The organism is Stenotrophomonas sp. HMWF023 (assembly GCF_003060985.1).
Taxonomy (GTDB): Bacteria; Pseudomonadota; Gammaproteobacteria; order Xanthomonadales; family Xanthomonadaceae; genus Stenotrophomonas; species Stenotrophomonas lactitubi.
The window spans coordinates 1-16,481 of the sequence record NZ_QAIJ01000326.1; the positions used below are offsets into that span (position 1 = coordinate 1).

The 16,481-nt window shown below is 66.3% G+C and carries 20 protein-coding genes; 12 read left to right on the plus strand and 8 right to left on the minus strand.

Features of this window, described 5'->3' with window-relative positions; all coding sequences use genetic code 11:
* Window positions 1-121: 121 nt before the first annotated feature.
* Genes DBR20_RS19990 through DBR20_RS20015 form a run of 6 tightly spaced genes read left to right on the plus strand, consistent with a single transcriptional unit; the run spans window position 122 to window position 5,935 of the window.
* A complete protein-coding gene (locus DBR20_RS19990; protein ID WP_108267940.1) occupies window positions 122-742 on the plus strand; it encodes a CDP-alcohol phosphatidyltransferase family protein in 621 nt (206 codons plus the stop codon).
* Between the two features lie 39 nt (window positions 743-781).
* Complete coding sequence (locus DBR20_RS19995; protein ID WP_108267942.1) at window positions 782-2,533, plus strand: bifunctional alpha/beta hydrolase/class I SAM-dependent methyltransferase; 1,752 nt, start codon at window positions 782-784, stop codon at window positions 2,531-2,533.
* On the plus strand, window positions 2,533-3,867 hold the full coding sequence (locus tag DBR20_RS20000; protein WP_108267944.1) for a phosphatase PAP2/dual specificity phosphatase family protein: 1,335 nt from the start codon (window positions 2,533-2,535) through the stop codon (window positions 3,865-3,867). Before DBR20_RS19995 ends, DBR20_RS20000 begins: the two co-directional genes overlap by 1 nt.
* Window positions 3,864-4,301 (plus strand): hypothetical protein, encoded by a 438-nt coding sequence (locus tag DBR20_RS20005; RefSeq protein ID WP_108267946.1) that lies wholly within the window; start codon window positions 3,864-3,866, stop codon window positions 4,299-4,301. The genes DBR20_RS20000 and DBR20_RS20005 overlap by 4 nt, the downstream gene beginning before the upstream one ends.
* 12 nt (window positions 4,302-4,313) lie before the next feature.
* Window positions 4,314-4,943 (plus strand): lysophospholipid acyltransferase family protein, encoded by a 630-nt coding sequence (locus DBR20_RS20010; protein WP_108267948.1) that lies wholly within the window; start codon window positions 4,314-4,316, stop codon window positions 4,941-4,943.
* Complete coding sequence (locus tag DBR20_RS20015) at window positions 4,940-5,935, plus strand: phosphatidate cytidylyltransferase (RefSeq protein ID WP_108267950.1); 996 nt, start codon at window positions 4,940-4,942, stop codon at window positions 5,933-5,935. The genes DBR20_RS20010 and DBR20_RS20015 overlap by 4 nt, the downstream gene beginning before the upstream one ends.
* Window positions 5,936-6,028: 93 nt before the next feature.
* Here the strand turns inward: DBR20_RS20015 and fis are convergent, their stop codons facing one another.
* The 3 genes from fis to prmA all read right to left on the minus strand — a co-directional run bounded on the left by fis (window position 6,029) and on the right by prmA (window position 8,132).
* Window positions 6,029-6,304 carry a DNA-binding transcriptional regulator Fis gene (gene fis, locus DBR20_RS20020; RefSeq protein WP_006397198.1) on the minus strand — a complete coding sequence of 92 codons (276 nt, stop codon included), beginning with the start codon at window positions 6,302-6,304 and terminating at the stop codon, window positions 6,029-6,031.
* A 115-nt stretch (window positions 6,305-6,419) separates the two neighbouring features.
* A complete protein-coding gene (locus DBR20_RS20025) occupies window positions 6,420-7,169 on the minus strand; it encodes a DUF3426 domain-containing protein (protein WP_108267952.1) in 750 nt (249 codons plus the stop codon).
* A 42-nt stretch (window positions 7,170-7,211) separates the two neighbouring features.
* Window positions 7,212-8,132, minus strand: coding sequence for a 50S ribosomal protein L11 methyltransferase (prmA, locus tag DBR20_RS20030; RefSeq protein WP_108268000.1), 921 nt, complete (start codon window positions 8,130-8,132; stop codon window positions 7,212-7,214).
* 150 nt (window positions 8,133-8,282) lie between these two features.
* On the opposite strand from prmA, the gene DBR20_RS20035 reads away from it, so the two are divergent.
* Together DBR20_RS20035 and DBR20_RS20040 are read left to right on the plus strand one after the other, a co-directional pair.
* On the plus strand, window positions 8,283-9,248 hold the full coding sequence (locus DBR20_RS20035) for a hypothetical protein (protein ID WP_108267954.1): 966 nt from the start codon (window positions 8,283-8,285) through the stop codon (window positions 9,246-9,248).
* Window positions 9,245-9,619 (plus strand): hypothetical protein, encoded by a 375-nt coding sequence (locus tag DBR20_RS20040; protein WP_100462209.1) that lies wholly within the window; start codon window positions 9,245-9,247, stop codon window positions 9,617-9,619. Before DBR20_RS20035 ends, DBR20_RS20040 begins: the two co-directional genes overlap by 4 nt.
* Before the next feature lie 146 nt (window positions 9,620-9,765).
* Here the strand turns inward: DBR20_RS20040 and accC are convergent, their stop codons facing one another.
* From accC to aroQ, 4 genes are read right to left on the minus strand one after another with little or no spacing between them, the layout of a single operon-like run.
* The gene (gene accC / locus DBR20_RS20045) at window positions 9,766-11,133 is read right to left on the minus strand and encodes an acetyl-CoA carboxylase biotin carboxylase subunit (RefSeq protein WP_089237274.1); all 1,368 of its coding nucleotides are present in this window, start codon (window positions 11,131-11,133) and stop codon (window positions 9,766-9,768) included.
* Window positions 11,134-11,145: 12 nt separating this feature from the next.
* On the minus strand, window positions 11,146-11,637 hold the full coding sequence (accB, locus tag DBR20_RS20050) for an acetyl-CoA carboxylase biotin carboxyl carrier protein (protein ID WP_100553780.1): 492 nt from the start codon (window positions 11,635-11,637) through the stop codon (window positions 11,146-11,148).
* 54 nt (window positions 11,638-11,691) lie between these two features.
* A complete protein-coding gene (locus tag DBR20_RS20055) occupies window positions 11,692-12,114 on the minus strand; it encodes a lysozyme inhibitor LprI family protein (RefSeq protein ID WP_108267956.1) in 423 nt (140 codons plus the stop codon).
* Entirely contained in the window at window positions 12,111-12,563 is a 453-nt protein-coding gene (gene aroQ, locus DBR20_RS20060) for a type II 3-dehydroquinate dehydratase (protein ID WP_108267958.1), read from the minus strand. The genes DBR20_RS20055 and aroQ overlap by 4 nt, the downstream gene beginning before the upstream one ends.
* A 272-nt stretch (window positions 12,564-12,835) precedes the next feature.
* On the opposite strand from aroQ, the gene DBR20_RS20065 reads away from it, so the two are divergent.
* Together DBR20_RS20065 and DBR20_RS20070 are read left to right on the plus strand one after the other, a co-directional pair.
* Complete coding sequence (locus DBR20_RS20065) at window positions 12,836-13,663, plus strand: isocitrate lyase/phosphoenolpyruvate mutase family protein (protein WP_219927832.1); 828 nt, start codon at window positions 12,836-12,838, stop codon at window positions 13,661-13,663.
* Window positions 13,664-13,778: 115 nt separating this feature from the next.
* Window positions 13,779-14,219 carry a BLUF domain-containing protein gene (locus DBR20_RS20070; protein ID WP_181393135.1) on the plus strand — a complete coding sequence of 147 codons (441 nt, stop codon included), beginning with the start codon at window positions 13,779-13,781 and terminating at the stop codon, window positions 14,217-14,219.
* A gap of 16 nt (window positions 14,220-14,235) precedes the next feature.
* Here the strand turns inward: DBR20_RS20070 and DBR20_RS20075 are convergent, their stop codons facing one another.
* Window positions 14,236-14,640 (minus strand): response regulator, encoded by a 405-nt coding sequence (locus DBR20_RS20075; protein WP_108267962.1) that lies wholly within the window; start codon window positions 14,638-14,640, stop codon window positions 14,236-14,238.
* Window positions 14,641-14,887: 247 nt separating this feature from the next.
* Here DBR20_RS20075 and DBR20_RS20080 point away from each other — a divergent pair, with 247 nt between their 5' ends.
* Window positions 14,888-15,655, plus strand: a complete 768-nt coding sequence (locus DBR20_RS20080; RefSeq protein ID WP_108267964.1) for a DUF72 domain-containing protein — start codon at window positions 14,888-14,890, stop codon at window positions 15,653-15,655.
* Window positions 15,648-16,385: a DNA-formamidopyrimidine glycosylase family protein gene (locus DBR20_RS20085; protein WP_108267966.1), complete on the plus strand. Its 738-nt coding sequence runs from the start codon at window positions 15,648-15,650 to the stop codon at window positions 16,383-16,385. Before DBR20_RS20080 ends, DBR20_RS20085 begins: the two co-directional genes overlap by 8 nt.
* Window positions 16,386-16,481: the final 96 nt, after the last annotated feature.

Below are 16,481 nucleotides of genomic sequence, written 5' to 3' on the forward strand. Positions count from 1 at the left end.
ACGCCCGGAAGGGATTGACGCCACGCCCGCCCCGCCAGGTTGGACACGGCAGACCTTGTCGGAACCGGTTGTCGATAGGGTAGGCTGTGCCCGCACTGCCAAGGATTAGCGGGTTCAGATCGTGTCGATCTATGCATTGAAAGGACGTTTCCAGGACCTGCTGCGTCCGGCCGTACATGGCCTGTATCGCATGGGCGTCACCGCCAACTCGGTGACCGTGGCTGCGGCCGTGGCCTCGCTGCTGGTGGCTGCCGCAGTCTGGTACTGCGCCCCCGCCCAGCCGCTGCTGTATCTGGCGCTGCCGCTGTGGATGCTGCTGCGCATGGCCCTCAACGCGGTCGACGGCATGCTGGCCCGCGAGTTCGGCCAGCAATCGCGGCTGGGCGCCTATCTGAACGAGTTGTGCGATGTGATCGCCGACGCGGCGCTGTACCTGAGCCTGCTCAGCGTGTCGGGCGTGCGCCCGGAGGCACTGTGGCTGCTGGCCTGGGCCGCCGCGCTGAGCGAGTACGCCGGCGTGCTGGGCTTGATGGTCGGCGCCAGCCGTCGCTATGACGGCCCGATGGGCAAGAGCGACCGCGCGTTCGTGATCGGCGTGCTGGGCCTGCTGCTGGCGTTTGGCTGGGCAGGTGCAACCGTGGTCAGCGCAGTCGCGGCACTGGCTGCACTGCTGTGCGTGCTGACGATGGCCCGCCGCGTACGCCAGGGATTGAAGGAAGCCGCGGCGACACCGCAGCGGTAAACACAACAAGACTTCACGCCATTCCAATACGGAGATTGCATGCGTCAGGCGCAGGAACGGGAATTCCACAGCTTCGACCAGGTACCGCTGTTCTACCGGTACTGGCCGAGCACTACGGCAACCACGTCGGCCAAGGCCATCGTGCTGCTGCATCGCGGCCATGAACACTCTGGCCGGGTCACCCATCTGGTCGACGAACTGGACCTGCCCGAGACGGCTTTCTTTGCATGGGATGCGCGCGGCAACGGCCGCTCACCCGGCACGCGCGGCGACGCACCGGGGTTCCCGGCGCTGGTACGCGACCTGGACAGTTTCATCGCCCACATCGGTGCCGAGCACGGCATCGCGATTGAGGACATCGTGGTCATCGCGCAGAGCGTGGGCGCGGTGGTTGCCGCCACCTGGGTGCACGATTACGCACCGCGGTTGCGCGCGCTGGTGATGGCCTCACCGGCCTTCAAGGTGAAGTTGTACGTGCCATTCGCACGCGCTGGGCTGGCGCTGATGCAGAAGCTGCGCGGCAACTTCTTCGTCAACAGCTACGTCAAGCCGCAGTGGCTGACCCACGACCCGGCACGGGTGGAAAGCTACCGCACCGATCCGCTGATCACCCGGCCGATCTCGGTGCGCGTGCTGCTGGGCCTGTACGAAGCGGCCGACCGCATCGTGGCCGACGCGCAGGCGATCAGCGTGCCGGTGCAGTTGCTGGTGTCCGGTTCGGACTTCGTGGTGCATCGCGGCCCGCAGGACCGTTTCTACGAACGCCTGTCCAGCCCGATCAAGGAGCGCGTGCACCTGCCGGGCTTCTTCCACGACACCCTGGGCGAGCGCGACCGTGCACCGGCGCTGGCTCGCATCCGCAGCTTCATCCAGGCACGCTTTGCCGAACCGCTGCAGGAGCTGTCGCGGCGCGATGCGCATCGGCACGGCCCGACCTTCGAAGAATCGGAGATCCTGTCGTGGCCGCCGGAGCGCAACAGCCTGGCCGACCTGCGCTGGCGCGTGGTGCGCGCTGGCCTGCGCTTCGGTGGCACGCTGTCCGAAGGCATCGCGCTGGGCCTGCAGACCGGTTTCGACTCGGGCAGCACGCTGGACTACATCTACCGTGATGAAGCGCGGGGCAAGGGCCCGTTGGGCCGGATGGTCGACCGCAACTATCTGGATGCGATCGGTTGGCGTGGCATCCGTGTGCGCGGCAAGCACCTGCAGGAACTGCTGCGCGATGCCGCCCAGCGACTGCGCGGGCAGGGCGCGCCGGTGCGCGTGCTGGACGTGGCTGCCGGCCATGGCCGTTACGTGCTGGAGGCGCTCGGCCAGGGCGAACAGCGTGCCGACCGAATAGTGCTGCGCGACTTCAGCGATCTGAACGTGACCCAGGGCAAGGCCTTGATCGAGCGCCTCGGCGCGACCGACATCGCCCGCTTCGAACAGGGCGATGCGTTCGATCCGGCGCAGCTGGCGGCGGTGGACCCGGCGCCGACGCTGGCGGTGGTGTCCGGCCTGTACGAACTGTTCCCGGACAACGATGCCGTACTGCGTTCGCTGCAGGGCATCGCCGCGACCGTGCCGGTGGGCGGTTACCTGGCCTATACCGGGCAGCCGTGGCATCCGCAGCTGGAGTTCATCGCGCGTGCGTTGACCAGCCACCGTGATGGCGCGGCGTGGGTGATGCGCCGTCGTACCCAGCACGAGATGGACGAACTGGTGCGCCTGGCCGGCTTCCAGAAGGTCGCCCAGCGCATCGATGACTTCGGCATCTTCACCGTATCGCTGGCACGCCGGATCGCGTGATGGCGACGCTGGTGGCAACCGCATCACCGAGCGAGGCGCGCCCGTGGCGGCGCGCCCTGCTGTGGCTGGCCCTGCTGGGGCCGTTTTTCTTCGCCAGTTACGGCTTTGCCAACTGGATGGCCGGCCGCCATGCCGAATTGCCGGTGATGGCGTTCGCTTGGGAGACGCAGATTCCGTTCGTACCGTGGACGATCGTGCCGTACTGGTCGATCGACCTGTTCTATGCGATCTCGTTCTTCCTGTGCCGGCGTCGGCTGGAGCTGGACCGGCACGCGCTGCGCCTGCTCAGTGCGCAGGTGATCGCAGTGACGTGCTTCCTGCTATGGCCATTGCGCTTCAGCTTCGAGCGGCCGGAAATCGGCGGGGTGTTCGGCTGGTTGTTCGACGTGCTGCTGGGCTTCGACAAACCGTTCAACCAGGCGCCGTCGCTGCATATCGTGCTGTTGATCGTGCTGTGGGTGAAGTTCGCGCAGTACCTGCACGGAGCCTGGCGGCTGCTGCTGCATGTGTGGGCGCTGCTGATCGGCATTTCGGTGCTGACCACGTTCCAGCATCACTTCATCGACATTCCCACCGGGCTGCTTGCCGGCTGGCTGTGCGTGTGGCTGTGGCCGGAGCAGGGCACGCCGCCGCTGCGTGCATGGCAGGCTGTGCGCGACCCGAAACGTTGGCGACTGGCTGCGTTGTATGCGCTAGGTGCCGCTCTGTTGCTGGTGCCGGTGGTGATGCTGCGTGGCACCGCGCTGTGGCTGTTGTGGCCAATGGTGTCGTTGCTGCTGGTGTCGCTGGCCTATGCGGGGCTGGGCACGGCGGTGTTCCAGAAGCGCGCCGATGGCCGGTTGACGATGGCCGCGCGCTGGCTGCTGGCACCGTACCTGGGTGCGGCGTGGATCAACTCGCGGTTGTGGACGCGGCGCGCGCCGCAGCCCGTGCAGGTCATCGATGCGGTCTGGCTGGGTCGTCTGCCCAGTGCTGCGCTGCCCGTGCCCTTGGTGGGCGTGGTCGACACCTGTGCCGAGCTTTCCTGTCGTGCGCCAGGGGCAGCGTATGCCAGCGTGCCGATGCTGGACCTGGTGGTGCCATCGGCGGCGCAGCTGCGTGCCGCGGCGGACGCCATCGAGCGCCTGCGCGACCAGGGCCCCGTGCTGGTCTGCTGTGCGCTGGGCTATTCGCGCAGCGCGGCCAGCGTGGCGACCTGGTTGCTGCGCAGCGGCCGTGTGCGCGATGTAACCGAGGCGGTGGCGATCGTACGCACCGCGCGGCCGGGCATCGTGCTGCATGGCGTTCATCTACAGGCAATCGCGGCTGCTGCCGCGCAGGAGACCGTTGCATGAGAGCTATGCCTGATCTGCCGATGATGCATCTGCTGCTGCGACAGGGACGTTTGCCTGCCACGTTGTCGCTGGGACTGCTGCTGGTAGCCCTGTTGCTGCTGGGCATCGAGCCGGGCCTGGCGATGTTCGCCGCGGGTCTGTTGCTGTTGAGCCTGGTTGCAGGCGTTGTGCAGGCGTATTACGCGGTGCGGGTGCAGTTGGATGCCAGCCTGTTGCGCCTGCTGCAGCAGGAGGGCCTGCAGGGCGAAGACGCGGCACAACGGGTGGACCAGGCACTGCACACGGCCGGCCTGCGCAGGCTGGACGCACAGGCGCCGACGCGTGGCTGGGATACGCGCTGGACCGGCATGCGTCGCCTGCTGATACGCCAGTACGCCGCCACGCTGCTGCAGTTCGCTGCCCTGCTGCTGGCCGTGCTGTGGCCGCAGACCTGACTGGAGGTGCCGATGTTTGCTGAACTGATCGCCCGCGCCTGCAGTGCGGCCATCCATGTGGTGACCGGCGCACGCGCGCTGTGGGTCGGCTGCGCGCCGTCCAGCGAGCACCGCGTCTACTACGGCAACCACGCCAGTCATGGTGATTTCGTGCTGATCTGGTCGTCGATGCCGCCATCACTGCGGCGCCAGGTGCGGCCGGTCGCCGCCGCCGAGTACTGGCAGCGCGACAGTCTGCGCCGCTATCTGATCGACGCGGTGTTCAACGGCGTGCTGGTGGAACGCGAGGCGGGCAACCGCCATCAGGATCCTCTGCAGGTGCTGCGTGACGCGGTGGATGAGGGCTGTTCGTTGATCCTGTTTCCGGAAGGCACGCGCAACATCGGTGATGAGCCGCTGCTGCCGTTCAAGAGCGGTATCTACCACCTGGCGCGGCAACGCCCGGAACTCGAATTCGTGCCGGTGTGGATCGACAACCTCAAGCGGGTGATGCCGAAGGGGCGTTTCCTGCCGCTGCCGCTGCTGTGCACGGCGACGTTCGGTACGCCGCTGCGCTTGCAGGCCGATGAGGACAAGGTGGCGTTCCTGGCGCGCAGCCGCCAGGCGCTGCTGGCCCTGGCCCCCAACGGAGGCCGCGCATGAGCTTCATGATCGATTTGTCTGGTGATCTGGCCGCGCGCAGCGTAGGCCAGCAGACTGGCTTGCTGTTCGCCGGGGTGGGTGCGGTGCTGGTGCTGGCCACGCTGGTGTCAGAAACCCTGCGCTGGCGCCAGCGCGGCAAGCCCAGCGCGGTGATCGCCAACCTGGTCTCGCGTATCCGCGCATGGTGGGTGATGGCCATCGTGGTCGGGCTGGCGCTGTTCTTCGGACGCGCCGGCGTGATCGTGCTGTTCGCGATCATCTCGCTGTTCGCACTGCGTGAGTTCATCACCCTGGCGCCGACACGATCAGGCGATTACTACGCCTTGCTGGCTGCCTTCTACATCGTGCTGCCGTGGCAGTACTACCTGGTGTGGATCGACTGGTATGGCATGTACACGCTGTTGATCCCGGTATATGCGTTCCTGTTCCTGCCGATCCTGGCCACCATCGGTGGCGATACCACCCACTACCTGGAGCGCACGTCGAAGGTGCAGTGGGGCCTGATGATCTGCGTGTTCTGCATCTCGCACGTGCCGCTGCTGCTGAACCTGCGCGTGCCGGGCTACGATCCGGCGCGCAACGTGCTGCTGTTCGCCTTCCTGGTGATCGTGGTGCAGTCGTCGGACGTGCTGCAGTACATCTGGGGCAAGCTGCTGGGCAAGCACCTGATCGCGCCGAAGCTGTCGCCGTCGAAGACGGTGGAAGGCTTCGTCGGCGGCGTGCTCTGTGCCAGCGCGCTGGGTGCCGCACTCTGGTGGATCACCCCGTTCACGCCGCTGCAGGCGTTCGGCCTGTCGCTGCTGATCAACCTGATGGGGTTCTGGGGTGGCCTGGTGATGTCGGCGATCAAGCGCGACCGCGGCATCAAGGACTGGGGCAACATGATCGAGGGCCATGGCGGCATGCTCGATCGGCTGGATTCAGTGTGCTTCGCCGCGCCGGTGTTCTTCCACGTGGTGCGGTACTACTGGAAGGCGGGTGGCGGCGGTTGATTCCGCAGGAGAGCCATCCACGCATGGCGTGGATCTACTGGAACCAGGTGGACCCGGAATCGGTAGCGCCGGGCCATGCCCGGCGTGCTGCGCTTACGCGCTGATGCCGTATTCCTTCAGCTTCTTGCGCAGGGTGGCGCGGTGGATGCCCAGCATCGCGGCCGCGCGGCTCTGGTTGCCTTCGCAATGGTTGAGCACTTCCACGAACAGTGGAATCTCCATCTCGCGCAGCACGATCTCGTAGACATCGTCCGCATCGCAGCCATCGAGGTCGCGCAGGTAACGGCGCACGGACTGGGCCACGTGTTCGCGCAGCGGTGGCCGGGCAGCGCCACGACTGTTGTCAGGACGAGAAAGGACAGCGTTCAAGGGGGTTCCCGATCTGGTTGGTCCATGCACGCGGGGCGCCGGACCGGATGAGGTGATGGCGGTCAGTCTAGCGCGAGCGTGCCCGACCTGCCACGACCGGACGGTCCGACCCAGGTCAAAGGAACTCGAAGGTGAATGCGACCGTGGATGCGGCAGGCTCCTGCACGCGGAAGGCGATGCGCGCGCTTTGACCCGGTTCAAGCGGGGCCGCCCCGGGGTTTTCACCGAGGTACTGCGCCGGTGTGAACACGCCGGTGCCGATCACGCGACCATCGGCATCGGACAGCGACAGGCGCAGATCCGGCCATGCCTGCGGCCAGCGCGCGTCGTTGCGGATGCTGGCCTGGATCTGCAGCACGCCGGCCTGGGCCGGCAACGGGCGGATTTCACGGCTGGTCATGGTGAATGCAGTGGGCTCGCGCCAGGCGGGCAGCGTGCAGCGCAACACGTTGCACAGCGCGCCGATCCACGGCCGGGTGCCGGCATCGGCCGCCAGCCGTGCACGATCGGCAAGCACGCTCTGCAGCAACAGCAGCAGCGCCAATGCGGCCACCAGCAGCCAATGCCAGCGAGGGGTTGGCTGCGCCCGCGGGCGCACGCCGAGGAAGCTGGGCGCATCGGCGGCGGTGGCAACGATGCCGGGTGTGGCAGCGAAGGCCGGTTCGATGATTGGATCATCGGCAACCAGCGGTTCTGTTTCTGTTGCCGCCACGATGTCCGTTGCCGGGTCGATGTCATCGATCACCGGCGCTGCATCGGTCGCCACCGGTTCGCGCGGTGCGGTGGCTTCAGGCGTGGCATCGCGCTCCTGCGCGGTGCGCAGGAACGTGGCCAGGGGACGGCGCGGTGGGTTCGGCTCGGACATGCTCAGGGCGCGGGCTCGGATCCAGCGGTCATTCAACCACGATCAGGCGCGGCGCATGCCGGTGATACGCATCCAGTCGCCGTCCTGGGTGGCCTGCAGTTCGTCGAACCACGCCGCATAGCGCTGCAGCAGTTCGTCTTCCTGGCCATGCAGGATGCCCGACAGGGCGATGCGACCACCGGTAGCGACACGGGCGGCCAGCAGTTCGGCCAGTGCATCCAGCGCGGAGGCCAGGATGTTGGCGACCACGATCGGATAGGTGGCGACCGGTTCGTCCTGCGGCAGGTACACCTGCATGCGTGCCAGTTCGCCGTTGCGTTCGGCATTGTCGGCGGTGGCGATCAGCGCCTGCGGGTCGTTGTCCACGCCGATGGCCTGGGCGGCACCAAGCTTCAACGCGGCCAGGGCGAGAATGCCCGAGCCACAGCCGAAGTCGAGCACGCGCTGGCCCTGCAGCTGGCCATCGACGGCCAACTGGTCCAGCCAGCGCAGGCACAGCGCGGTGGTCGGGTGGGTGCCCGAGCCGAAGGCCAGGCCCGGGTCGAGGCGCACGATGGCGGCGTCGGCAGCCTGCGCGGCCTCCGGCAGCTCATGGTTCCACGGCACGATCCAGGTGCGGCTGCCGAAGTCCATCGGCTGGAACTGGTCCAGCCACGCGCGCTCCCAGTCCTGGTCTTCCACGGCGCGGAAGCTGCCGTTGCTCCAGTCCAGCTCCGGGTCGAACGCTTCCAGCGCGGCCAGCAGCAGCAGGGCGTTGCTGTCGGCCGGGAACAGCGCGCTGAGCACCAGGGTGTCCCACAGCGGAGTCTCACCCACGCCGGGTTCCAGGATGGCCTGCTCGTTGCTGGTGTCGGCTTCGGCATCAAGCAGGGTCACCGCCAGCGCGCCGACGTCCTCCAGCGCATTCTCATAGCGGGGCTGGGTGGCTTCGGTGCAACGCAGGGTCAGTTCCAGGAACGGCATGGCGGTGAGGGCAATCGCGGGAAAGGGGGCCATGCTAGACCATCACGGCGTCTCCGTATGCCTTGAGATGAACGAAACCGATTCAGACAGGCCTCACGGGCCTTGCTAAACTCGGCGCTTTCCTGTGCGCCGTACCACCGACCGTTGCCGATGGCTTTCGCCCCGACCCTGAAAACCTGGTTGCTCGTCCTGCCGGCCGTGGCCGTGCTGGGCGTGGCCGGTTATCGGGCCAATGGCCACAGCCGGGACATGGATGCGCGCGTCGATGTGCCGCAGGCTGCCCAGGCCGGCGATGCGCAGGGGGCGCTGGCGCCGGTGATGCCGGAAGCCCTGGCACGCCGCCTCGCCGCTTTTGAACGTGGCACCGAGCTGCCTTCGGGCCTGCCGCTGGATATCCGCGCCGACATCGAAAGTGCCACCGATCTGTACGCCTACGCGCAGCGCCTGCGCGTGCAGGCTGACCAGGGCAACCACGAGGCGCGCTGGATGCTCAGCCGGGTCTATGACTACTGCGCGCAGTACGCCGTTGATCCGGGTGGCTACCGCCTGGACAACAACGTGCTGTCCGGCCTTGGCCTGAGTGCTGCACCGGAGATGGTGGAGGCGCGCGAGCGGGTGGCGCAGCGCTGCGGCGGTTTCGTGCCCGGCGACAAGCTGGGGCCGGCGCTGGTGCTCGGCGAGCGTCGTCGTGCGGCCCAGCAGGGCAACCTCGCTGCCGAAGCGTCGCTGTTTGCCGAAGGTGAGCCGCTGCACGACAACGAGCAGTACCGTCGTGATCTGGTCGAGCGCGTGCGTACCTCGCGCGATCCGGAAGCCTATATGGCGATCGCGCCGGGCATGGGATTGCGCGCCGCCGGCGACAAGGCGCTCGTCGGCATGGTCGCCGGAGAACAGCTCAGTGAACTGGCATGGCGGGTTGCGGCCTGCGAACTCGGTCTTCCCTGTGGAGCCGACAGTGTGCTGGTCAACAGTTTTTGTGCGAATGGAGGGATCTGTTCGCCGGATGGAACGCAGGACTTCCGTGATTTTGTGTATGACGCCGCGGTTTCGCGGCAAGGTGCGGGGAAAATGAAGGAATGGATCAAGCGATTGATTGGAACGAGGGACGGGCGATGAACTACCGTCGATTCCTGCATGGGGCCAAGTTCTGGTTCTGGGTGGTGTTGTTCGTGGCGTATTCGGCCGGTGCGGTGGGCCTGCTGATGATCGACACCTACGAGGACCGCTATCGGCGTCTGTCGAAAGTGGAACTGACCTCGGTGAAGACACAGGAAGACGTGCGCCGTGCAGGTGCCAGCCAGGTTGCCGCCGTTTACCGCGCGCAGAGTGGCGTGCCGTTCTCGTCGTTGCCGGCCGGCAGCACCTTCCAGGTGGTGTGGCCGGATGGTTCCAGCGAGACCATGGTGATCGTCGATCCGACCTCGCCGAACGGCGTGCGTCCGTTGGCGAACTCGCAGATTCCCGCGGAAGTCGCCGACAAGCGTTGACGCCACACCGGTAGCGCCGGGCCATGCCCGGCGGGTGGACGGTGGCAATAGAAGGCCGCCGGGCATGGCCCGGCGCTACCGGACGGGAAACAGAAAAGGGCGGGGAAATCCCCGCCCTTTTCGTGTGCAGCGACAGCAACTGCCGATCAGGTCAATGCGATCGGCTTGCTCTTGCGCTCGGCAAGGCGCTTTTCCAGATAGTGGATGTTCTGGCCACCGGCCTGGAAGCCCTTGTCACGCATGATGCGCTGCTGCAGGGCGATGTTGGTCTTGATGCCATCGACCACCATCTCGCTCAGCGCCACCCGCATGCGGGCGATGGCGGTCTCGCGGTCCGGACCGTGCACGATCAGCTTGCCGATCATCGAGTCGTAGTTCGACGGCACGCGGTAGCCACTGTAGATGTGGGTATCGACGCGCACGCCGGGGCCGCCCGGTGCGTGGAAGCCGGTGATGGTGCCCGGGCTCGGCACGAAGGTTTCCGCATCTTCAGCGTTGATGCGGCACTCGATCGCATGGCCGGTCAGCACCACATCGCTCTGCTTGATCGACAGCTTCTGGCCGGCAGCGATCTTCAGCTGTTCGGCGACCAGGTCGATACCGGTGACCATCTCGGTGACCGGATGCTCCACCTGGATGCGGGTATTCATTTCGATGAAGTAGAAACGGCCGTCTTCGTACAGGAACTCGAAGGTGCCGGCGCCGCGGTAACCGATACGGATGCAGGCTTCCACGCACACCTTGCCGATCTGCTCGCGCTGCTCGGTGGTGATGCCCGGTGCCGGCGCTTCCTCGACCACCTTCTGGTGACGACGCTGCATCGAGCAGTCGCGCTCGCCGAGATGGATGGCATTGCCCTGGCCGTCGGCCAGCACCTGGATCTCCACGTGGCGCGGGTTCTCCAGGAACTTCTCCATGTAGACCTCGCCATTGCCGAACGCGGCCTTGGCCTCGCTCTTGGTGGTTTCGATGGAGGTCTTCAGCGAGGCTTCGGCGTGCACCACGCGCATGCCGCGGCCACCGCCGCCACCGGCTGCCTTGATGATGACCGGGTAGCCGATCTCACGGGCGATCTTGGTATTGGCGACGATGTCCTCGCCCAGCGGGCCGCCCGAGCCGGGTACGCACGGTACACCGGCGGACTTCATGGCGCGGATCGCTTCGACCTTGTCGCCCATCAGGCGGATGGTGTCTGCCTTCGGGCCGATGAAGATGAAGCCGGACTCTTCCACGCGCTCGGCGAAGTTGGCGTTCTCGGACAGGAAGCCATAACCCGGGTGGATGGCCTGGGCGTCGGTGACCTCGGCCGCGGCGATCAACGCCGGGATGTTGAGGTAGCTTTCCGCCGACGACGCCGGACCGATGCAGACCGATTCATCGGCCATGGCCACGTGCTTGAGGTTGCGGTCGACCGTGGAGTGCACGGCCACCGTGCGGATGCCCAGGGTGTTGCACGCGCGCAGGATGCGCAGCGCGATTTCCCCTCGGTTGGCGATGACGACTTTGTCGAGCATGGCAGCCGCCCCTTAGCCGATCACGAACAGCGGCTGGTCGAATTCCACCGGCTGGCCGTTCTCGCCGAGGATGGCGACGATGGTGCCCGACGCATCGGCTTCGATCGGGTTGAACATCTTCATCGCTTCGATGATGGCCAGGGTCTCGCCGGCCTTGACCTGCTGGCCGATGCTGACGAACGCCGGCTTGTCCGGTGAGGACGAGGCGTAGAAGGTGCCGACCATCGGAGAGCGCAGCACGTGGCCTTCCGGCAGCGCATTGCCCGGCTTGGCGGTGCCGCCGGTGGAGGCTTCGGTCGGCGACTGCATCGGCATCGCCGGGGTGGCCGGCTGGGCGGCGACCGGGGCGGCCATCATCATCTGCGGCGGGGCCTGCATCATGCCGTAGCCGGACACCGGAGCGCGCGACAGGCGCACCGACTCTTCGCCTTCTTTGATTTCGATTTCAGCCAGGTTCGACTCTTCCAGCAGGTCGATCAGCTTCTTGATTTTGCGGAGATCCATGGTGGCCTCTTTGCTCTTTGATGTCAGTGTGGTGGGAAGCGCGTTGCGCTCGGGTCAAAGCAGTTCGTAGAAGTCGCGCAGCTGCCGCGTACGGTCGCGCGCGAGGGTGATCAGGCAGCGCATCTGTGCGCCATTGCGCGCGGTGCCGTCGGAATTGAGGGCGTACACCGCCTGGCAGTCGTGGTCGCGCAGCTGCATCCACGCGCGCTGGGCCAGCACCAACTCCTGTTCGGCGTTGCCGCAGTAGCTGCAGTTGCCGCCGTTGGCCGGCGTGCGCAGCTGCCTGCGTGCCTGGGCGTAGACGGCGTTGAGTTCGACGTCGGCGGCCGCTGCCACGTCCGAGGCGCACAGGTCGCTCTCCATCGTGGTGGTCGGATGCGCACAGTCGATGCCTTCGGCCTCACGGTCGGACGCGGCGGCAGCGCCGCACAGGCCGGCCCACAGCACAACGCTGGCGAGGGCGCGCGACAGGCTCATGACGCGGCGGCAGCCTGCACGCGTGCCAATGCCGCGTCCATCGCATAGCGGTAGCTGTCGGCACCGAAGCCACACACCACGCCAACCGCCTTGTCGCTGAAATAGCTGTGCTGGCGGAAGGGCTCGCGGGTATGCGGGTTGGACAGGTGGATCTCGATGAACGGCACCGCCACCGCCGCCAGCGCATCGCGCAGGGCAACCGAGGTATGCGTGAAGGCGGCCGGGTTGATCAGGATGAAGGCGGTTCCGTCGCTGCGTGTGGCCTGCACACGATCCACCAGCACGTGCTCGGCGTTGGACTGCAGGCTCTCCAGCGCATGACCTGCGGCAGCGGCCTGGGCGACCAGCGCGTGGTCGATGTCCGCCAGCGTGGTGTGGCCGTAGACCTCCGGCTCGCGGGTGCCGAGCAGGTTGAGGTTGGGGCCATGCAGGACCAGCAGCTTCGCCATGGGATCCGATTGACGGGAAAGGGCGGCAGTCTGGCGGAAGCTGAGGATGCTGTCCAGTTCGGCGAAATTAGTGGTGTTTAAAACAATTGTTTGAAAAATGCCTTCGTCCGCGTGGTTGCGTGGTGGACGGGCGCGGGAAGGCTTCCTATAGATAGTGGAAATTGCGCGCGCCGACCATCCCCCATGCCGGGACGATGGCGCCGGGCCGCATTACGTTCGACACTGCGGAGGTTGCCAGGGCGTTCCTGCACTGTGCCTACAGCCAGGAGTCCGTGATGAGTGTCGACGCGATCCAGAGCCGCCGCGCTGCCTTCAGGGCGCTTCATGCATCCGGATGCTTCCTGCTGCCCAACCCGTGGGATGTCGGCAGTGCCGTCGCGCTGGCGCGGCTGGGTGCCCAGGCACTGGCCACTACCAGCTCCGGCCATGCCTGGGCCCACGGGCAGCCTGACGGGGCGATGGGGCGCAGCGAGATCCTGGCCCATCTGCGGACGATGGTGGCGGCGACCGATCTGCCGGTGAACGCCGACTTCGAAGATGGTTTCGGCAGCGGCCCGGAGGCGGTGCACGAGAGCGTGTCGATGGCGATCGACACCGGTGTGGCCGGCCTGTCGATCGAGGATTCCACCGGCGATGTGGAACATCCGCTGCGCAGCATCGAAGACAGTGTGGCCCGCCTCAGCGCAGCGCGCCGTGCCATCGACGAAAGCGGGCACGACGTGATGCTGGTGGGGCGTGCGGAGAACTTCTTCGTCGGCCGCCCCGACCTGGACGATACATTGGCCCGCATCCGCGCCTATGCGCAGGCGGGTGCCGATTGCCTGTATGCGCCAGGCATCCAGAGCGTGGAGCAGATCCGCGCCGTGGTGGATGCCGCCGCTGGTAAACCGGTCAACCTGCTGATCGGGTCGCGCGGTCAGATGACGCTGCAGCAGGCGGGCAGTCTCGGCGTGCGCCGGGTCAGCGTGGGCGGTGCGCTGGCCCGCAGTGCGTGGGCAGGCTTCCTCAGGGCATCGGAGCAGATGCTCGGCAGCGGATCATTCGACGCACTGCCGGGCACCCCGTCGGGTGCCGAACTCAATGGATTGTTCAAGCCGTAGGAGCGCGCCCTGCAGTCATCCGGGTGATGGCGCACAGGCCCGATCGTCACCCTGCTGTTCCACGCAACGTGCAGGGTGAAACGCAGGAAATGTTCCTGCGTCATCAGGAATGTCCGTGCCCCTCCGCGCAATCGCCTACGCAAGTGAGGCGACACCGGGGCTTTCCATGGATCATGTGGACGACCTCTCACGAGCCGCCGCCCGCTTCAACTTCGAAGCCGGCGTGACGGGTGTGTTTCTTTACGATGGAACCCGCTTCCTTCAGTACATCGAAGGGCCAGAAGACAGCATCAACGTGGTGTACAGCCGCGTTCTTTCCGCCACCAGCCACCACGAGATCGTGGAGCTGGGGCGGGGCAGGGTGTCACGCCGTGCCTTTCCGTACTGGTCGATGCGGCTGCTGCCAGCAGAGCCCGAACAGCTGCGCGCGGTCGCCAACGGTGATTGGACCGGGCTTTCGCGCGGCGGAGCACTCTACAAGCTGGCAGCGGTGGTAGCGCCGCATCTGCAGGCCGAACACGGCGATGCCCCGTTTGCGGCAGTGCATCCCGCTTGAGCATGGCCCGTTGGAACTAGTGCCTGGCGGGTGGTGATGGTTGCGCCTTGCCCAGCGCCTCGCGCACCGCGCGTTGCAACCCCTGTACATGGAAGGGCTTGGCCAGGAACGGCGCACGTTGATGCCTGACCGGTACCAGCTGGTCGTATACGGCTGATGCGAAGAGATAGGGGATGCCGAGTTCGAGCAGTCTGTCTGCGACGGGAAACACCACGCCGTCGCGCAGCTCCACGTCCAGTACTGCGCCATCAAAGCGGCTGCTGTCGAGCATGCTCAGTGCCTCGAAAACACTGTGGGCATGCGCAACCTCGTTTCCTTCGTCGGCCAATGCCTGTTCCATCAGCTCTGCCAGGTCGAGCTGGTCTTCCACCAGTAGTAGTCGTGGTCCGGTCACCGATGGTTCGTTGCTGCGCTTCTGCATGGTCTGCTGTTGTGCGAATGCTGCCGTGGAATGACGAGCTTCCGCTTTCCAGCATCAAGGCCGCGCCAGCCCAGTGTGCTGTTCGTGCGAAGGCGCTGCTGCGCAGTACGACCGAGGTCACGCGGCGATGCGAGCGCAGGGTGGGGACCCTCTGCAGGAGGTGGATCGTCCGCTGCAGGAATGCACTTCACGCGGATCACGACGCGAATTCACTGCAGCACGACGGTGCGCGCGCAACCGTGAGCACATGTCTCCCTCCCTTCAAGGCAAACCCGATGCAAGCGTCCTTGTAGGCTGTGCAGGCTGGTCGTTGCCATCGTCTTGTGCCGCCCACTTCGCCGATGGCGACAGCGCGTTGCAGCGCTATGCCAGCCGCTTCCCGGTGGTGGAGATCAATTCGTCGTTCTACCGCCTGCACCAGGCCAGTACGTATGCACGCTGGGCCTCGGTCGTTCCTGCCGGGTTCCGTTTTTCGGTGAAGATGCCGCAGACGATCTCGCATGTTGCAGGGTTGCGTGGCACAGCGTCGGTCCTGGACCCATTCCTGGATGGCGTGCAACACCTGGGGGATCGGCTGGGTGCGCTGCTGCTGCAGCTGCCACCCCGGCTGGAGTACGAAGGCCGGGTAGCGTCGGCGCTCTTCAGAGCCCTGCGCAGACGAACCCATGTGCCGGTGGCCTGTGAGCCCCGGCACGCCAGCTGGTTCTCTGCCGCAGCCGACGCGCTGCTGCGCGCGCATGGCATCGCACGCGTGGCAGCGGATCCGGCGCGTACTCCGGGAGGCGCAGTGCCTGCAGGCGCGCAGAACTGGAGCTACTGGCGCCTGCATGGCCATCCACGCGTCTACTACAGTGCCTACGAGGAGCCCGCACTTCAGCAGTTGGCGGCCGATGCAATGGCCCACGCCGGCTCCGATGCACCCACGTGGGTAATCTTCGACAACACGGCGCAGGGGCATGCCGTGCCCAACGCGCTGCGGCTGCAGGCGCTGCTGCAGGAGCGCGCTGATGCCTGAAGGCCCTTCCATCGTACTTCTGCGCGAGGCAGCAGCTCGTTTCAAGGGCAGGACGGTGCGCAGCGTCTCTGGCAACAGCCGTATCGATCTGGCACCGCTGTTGGGACGGCGGGTGAAGTCGGTGCGCAGCTGGGGCAAGCACTTCCTGCTGGAGTTCAGTCGCTGCAGCCTTCGCATCCATCTCATGCTCTTCGGCAGCTGGCGCATCGATGAGCGCAAGGAGACGCCGCCGAGGGTCTCGTTGCGCTTCGACAACGGCGAACTGAACTTCTACGCGTGCTCGGTGAAGATGATCGCCGAGCCCTTGGGTGAGGTCTACGACTGGCGTTCCGACGTGATGAGCGATGTCTGGGAACCTCGCCTGGCAAGGAAGAAGCTCAAGGCGATGGCACAAGTGCTCGCCTGCGATGCGCTGCTGGGTCAGAGTGTGTTCGCTGGCGTCGGCAACATCATCAAGAACGAAGTCCTGTTCCGCATCCGCGTGCATCCGGCAACCCGTGTGGGTGATCTACCACCAGCAAAGCTGACCGCGATGATCCGCGAGGCCAGGACCTACAGTTTCGAGTTCCTGGCCTGGAAGCGCGCTTTCACGTTGAAGCAGCACTGGCAGGTGCACACGCGCAGGACCTGCCCGGCGTGCGGTGGTCCGATCAGCAAGCTGCACATGGGTACGACGCAGCGTCGTACGTTCTTCTGCCCGCGCTGCCAGGTTGACTACAGCCACGGCTGAGGCTGCACCGGGTGCCACGCGCCGGAGTCGCTGCCGACAGCTCGTGATGCACCGGGTACCCGCGTTGGATGCGGCGATGGCCGCCCTCCCTGGCGG

What these genes read in the sequence shown, in the direction of transcription:
- DBR20_RS20010 (WP_108267948.1), top strand. Translation starts at nt 4,314, where the DNA reads ATGTTTGCTGAACTGATCGCCCGCGCCTGCAGTGCGGCCATCCATGTG.
- DBR20_RS20015 (WP_108267950.1), top strand. Translation starts at nt 4,940, where the DNA reads ATGAGCTTCATGATCGATTTGTCTGGTGATCTGGCCGCGCGCAGCGTA.
- DBR20_RS20055 (WP_108267956.1), bottom strand. Translation starts at nt 12,114, where the DNA reads ATGAGCCTGTCGCGCGCCCTCGCCAGCGTTGTGCTGTGGGCCGGCCTG.
- accB (WP_100553780.1), bottom strand. Translation starts at nt 11,637, where the DNA reads ATGGATCTCCGCAAAATCAAGAAGCTGATCGACCTGCTGGAAGAGTCG.
- DBR20_RS20085 (WP_108267966.1), top strand. Translation starts at nt 15,648, where the DNA reads ATGCCTGAAGGCCCTTCCATCGTACTTCTGCGCGAGGCAGCAGCTCGT.
- DBR20_RS19995 (WP_108267942.1), top strand. Translation starts at nt 782, where the DNA reads ATGCGTCAGGCGCAGGAACGGGAATTCCACAGCTTCGACCAGGTACCG.
- DBR20_RS20035 (WP_108267954.1), top strand. Translation starts at nt 8,283, where the DNA reads ATGGCTTTCGCCCCGACCCTGAAAACCTGGTTGCTCGTCCTGCCGGCC.
- accC (WP_089237274.1), bottom strand. Translation starts at nt 11,133, where the DNA reads ATGCTCGACAAAGTCGTCATCGCCAACCGAGGGGAAATCGCGCTGCGC.
- DBR20_RS20080 (WP_108267964.1), top strand. Translation starts at nt 14,888, where the DNA reads ATGTCTCCCTCCCTTCAAGGCAAACCCGATGCAAGCGTCCTTGTAGGC.
- DBR20_RS20075 (WP_108267962.1), bottom strand. Translation starts at nt 14,640, where the DNA reads ATGCAGAAGCGCAGCAACGAACCATCGGTGACCGGACCACGACTACTA.
- DBR20_RS20040 (WP_100462209.1), top strand. Translation starts at nt 9,245, where the DNA reads ATGAACTACCGTCGATTCCTGCATGGGGCCAAGTTCTGGTTCTGGGTG.
- DBR20_RS20005 (WP_108267946.1), top strand. Translation starts at nt 3,864, where the DNA reads ATGAGAGCTATGCCTGATCTGCCGATGATGCATCTGCTGCTGCGACAG.
- aroQ (WP_108267958.1), bottom strand. Translation starts at nt 12,563, where the DNA reads ATGGCGAAGCTGCTGGTCCTGCATGGCCCCAACCTCAACCTGCTCGGC.
- DBR20_RS20025 (WP_108267952.1), bottom strand. Translation starts at nt 7,169, where the DNA reads ATGTCCGAGCCGAACCCACCGCGCCGTCCCCTGGCCACGTTCCTGCGC.
- DBR20_RS20000 (WP_108267944.1), top strand. Translation starts at nt 2,533, where the DNA reads ATGGCGACGCTGGTGGCAACCGCATCACCGAGCGAGGCGCGCCCGTGG.
- prmA (WP_108268000.1), bottom strand. Translation starts at nt 8,132, where the DNA reads ATGCCGTTCCTGGAACTGACCCTGCGTTGCACCGAAGCCACCCAGCCC.